The sequence below is a fragment of the Micromonospora sp. H61 genome, from assembly GCF_018070325.1.
In the GTDB taxonomy this organism is placed as follows: Bacteria; Actinomycetota; Actinomycetes; order Mycobacteriales; family Micromonosporaceae; genus Micromonospora; species Micromonospora salmantinae.
Genome location: NZ_JAGPXY010000169.1, coordinates 1 through 3140 on the forward strand (window position 1 = coordinate 1; position 3140 = coordinate 3140).

The window sequence follows — 3140 nt, forward strand, 5'->3', positions numbered from 1 at the left end:
GCGCCGGCGTCCGCTACGACGGGCGGCGCCTCCTACCAGACGTGGACGAAGCGTGCGCCGAGGTAGCCGGCGCCATCACGCCCCGGGTCGGCGGGGTCGGGCCGACCACCGTCGCGATGCTGTTCCGCAACGCCGTACGCGCCGCCGAGCGAGCGAGCCAGTAGCCCGGTTCCGCCGTCATCGCCGAGATCACTTGATGCTGAGTAGTCAGAACGGGTCGTCCACAACTACTCAGCATCAAGTGATCGAGCCGGCTTCCCTGCGCGTCCCGCCGGGCGCGGCTCACCGGACCCAGCCCAGGAAGCGCCGGTGCAGCAGCCCGGCGGGCACCCAGGTCAGATCCTCGGCCGCCCAGACCAGGTAGGACCCCATGTAGAGGCCCAACGACACAGGTGCGCCCTCGAACTCGGCACGCAGCTCGGTGCGCCGGGTCCGGCAGGGCCAGGGCATGGCGCACCCGCCGCAGGTCCACACCGGAAGAACCGGGCCGTGCGTGGTCACTCCTGCTCCTCCCCTGGCCAGAAGCCTCGGCGGATCGGGATGCGGTGCCTGGCTCGGCACGGCAGGTCTGCCCCACATCGACAGATCCGCCGCCACCGCCGCCACGACCAGACCGGCCGGTGCCGTCGCGCCAGAGTCAGCGCCACCGCCAGCAGATAGTCGTCGTACGGCACCCGCGATCCCATGAAGCTCCAAAGGTGGACTCCTATTTTGGAAGCACAACAAGGCTAAGAGTTGGACTCCTATTTTGGGAACCTCTTCGCGGCGTGTCGCGATGTTCGCCGACGGTCGGGCCATAATCAGCCGGTGGTGAACCCGACGATCCAGCGACGGCGGCTCGGACTTGCCCTCAAGCGGGCTCGCGAAGGTGCAGGCAAGACGCAGGACGAGGCGGCTGCAGTCATCGACGCGGCAGCAAGCAAGATCAGCAGAGTCGAGCTTGGACAGTCAGGGATCAGGCTCACCGACCTGAACCTACTGCTCGATCTGTACGGGATCCGGGGCGACGCCGTTCGTCCCTACCTGCCCAACCGACCATGACGGGGCAAAGTTGCGTGATTCTGCGGTTCAGTGCGTCTATCCGCCGGGCGCGTGACCGATGTGGAATATTGCGACTATAGTCCGTTTGCGCAGATCCCGACCTACGAGCCGAGAGTGGCCCTGACCAGGCGTTTTCTCAGAGGTCGGCTAGAAACTGTCGTACAACCGTGCGATGGTATGAGCACCTGCGGAGGGAGGGGCATCGTGTCGTCTGCCGCGCACCGCGTGCGCCATGCCGTTCCACCCCAACCCAACTCCTGCCGCTGGTGCGGAACGCCTGAACGCGAGCATGCCCAACGGTGGGCCCCTTCGAAGGGGTGGCACACGTGGGAGGCCCCGACTGCTGCTCAGCGGCGGGCGCGAATGCTCGCGCGGCGAACATTACGAATCAAGGGCAGCTAGCTTCTCCAACTGCAGAAACGTGTCGCGGAGTTCTGCCGGAACCTCTGCAGGCGTCTTGAGACTTCGGGCCATCTCGTACATCATTGACGCCTTCGAGGTGGGACCGATATCGCTTCCTTCTTTAAACAAGTTCAGTAGCGAAGTACTGAACTTGCCAGCCCGCAGCGATTCGACCGATTCCAGATCCCAAGACTTTCCGTCGTTGCGCGGCCACACCAGGTTCGCCACATCGCACCACTGCTCGTTCGTGAAGATGCACTCAAATTCTTTGTCAGGCGTGCCCAGTAAACGAACGTGATTGACGATGTCGATACCCTCCTTTGCCAGGTTCGCATCACTGAAGATCTTGTTGTTCCTTCGACTGTCTGCATCAATAACTAGCATCACCTGTCGCTTCGACCGGGCCAGGTATCCGACGAACTTTAGCGCGCCTTCGTTATTGTGGCATCCAACGATCACGATCCCTGCCGCGTGCACTGGCCGGCCCGTGCTGAGGCGGAAAAGCATCGGGAATGACAGTTGCTCCGTTACACCTTCTACGCCTACGAAGCATCGCTCGTGAAGCAATACCGTATTGCGCAGCCCCAACGCGATAGCAACATCGGCGAGGTACTGCCCGTTCGCGTCGTTGTCCAGGTCGGACAGCAGCCGATTTATCCGCGTGCGTTCACCTTCAAGCCTTAGGTGAACAATGTCCTCGATTGCCGCACCGTCGATCAGATTCATGGAGTGTGTTGCTATCACCATCGAGACACCAGGGACGGAGCACTGCTCGCGTATGAGCGCCATTACACGCCGTTGCTGAAGGTAGTCAAGGTGAGTGTCAGGTTCGTCGTACGCCAAGACGACGTGCTGTTGGTCGTCAGGAGAAGGGTGACTCTCCGCATCTCGTTTAAGGAGCTCGCTTGCCCACTCCCAGACGGCAAGGCTGATACGGCGGTTTCTTCCCGCTCCCACAGTGCTGAGGCTAACCGTTTCACCGCTAGTGCGGGCCAGCAGTAGCTTGGTGGATCGCAGGCCAGAGGTGAAGGACACATTCGGCTCGACGTCTACGCGGACCAGGTCCGGGCACCGCTGTTGAATGTGTTCGACGAGCCCCTGCGCGTCCTCGCGAACCCGACGGCCGAGCTCCGCCTCCAAGTCTCGCACTCGCTGCTTGAGATCCTCGTCCTCAAGATGGGCTCTGTAGCGACTATTCAACGCCGCCTTGATCGCGGCTTCGGCTGATTCAGCGTCGCCGAAGAGTAGAAACTTCGGCAGCGCTGCACTGACATCCTTACTGGCCGCGATCCACGCCTGCGTTCGCGGCCGGGTGGCGGCGAACTGGTCCAGTGCCGTCACCCAACTACTCCTGGACCTGGCGTCAGCAACAGCCGAGACCCCGTGTCCGCCTGCGATGCGTTTCAGGTCGGCGAGCGATCGAGCCTCAAGATCACGGAGGTTTTCATCCTCGGGAGCGTCGACAAGCAGTTCCAGGCGAACCCCTGACTCCTGGTTTCGGATTCGGCGCATCCGGACCATGTCGGGCAGCCCAAGGGCAGATTCTTCTTTCTTAGAGAGTCGAAATTCACCCTCGACCCAGGTGGTCTCGACTCGCTCGACGAGATCTCGAGCCTCGACCTCGGACACAGCGTGGTCTCCACCAGAGGCCGGCGCGAAGGTCCGATCCTCGTCGGTGAGCGGATGAGTGCCGAGCA

The 3140-nt window shown here is 62.5% G+C and carries 3 protein-coding genes and 1 pseudogene; 2 read left to right on the plus strand and 2 right to left on the minus strand.

Going from position 1 to position 3140, the window contains the following annotated elements; all coding sequences use genetic code 11:
- Positions 1 to 164: pseudogene (locus tag KBX08_RS32685) on the plus strand (bifunctional 5,10-methylenetetrahydrofolate dehydrogenase/5,10-methenyltetrahydrofolate cyclohydrolase); the annotation flags it as partial.
- 118 nt (positions 165 to 282) lie between these two features.
- Here the strand turns inward: KBX08_RS32685 and KBX08_RS32690 are convergent.
- The gene (locus tag KBX08_RS32690; RefSeq protein WP_210787621.1) at positions 283 to 501 is read right to left on the minus strand and encodes a hypothetical protein; all 219 of its coding nucleotides are present in this window, start codon (positions 499 to 501) and stop codon (positions 283 to 285) included.
- Positions 502 to 807: 306 nt separating this feature from the next.
- Between KBX08_RS32690 and KBX08_RS32695 the strand changes: the two genes are divergently transcribed.
- The gene (locus tag KBX08_RS32695) at positions 808 to 1041 is read left to right on the plus strand and encodes a helix-turn-helix domain-containing protein (protein ID WP_307850717.1); all 234 of its coding nucleotides are present in this window, start codon (positions 808 to 810) and stop codon (positions 1039 to 1041) included.
- A gap of 381 nt (positions 1042 to 1422) precedes the next feature.
- Here the strand turns inward: KBX08_RS32695 and KBX08_RS32700 are convergent.
- The coding region (locus tag KBX08_RS32700) for an ATP-dependent endonuclease (protein ID WP_210787622.1) at positions 1423 to 3140 on the minus strand (1718 nt) is incomplete at its 5' end.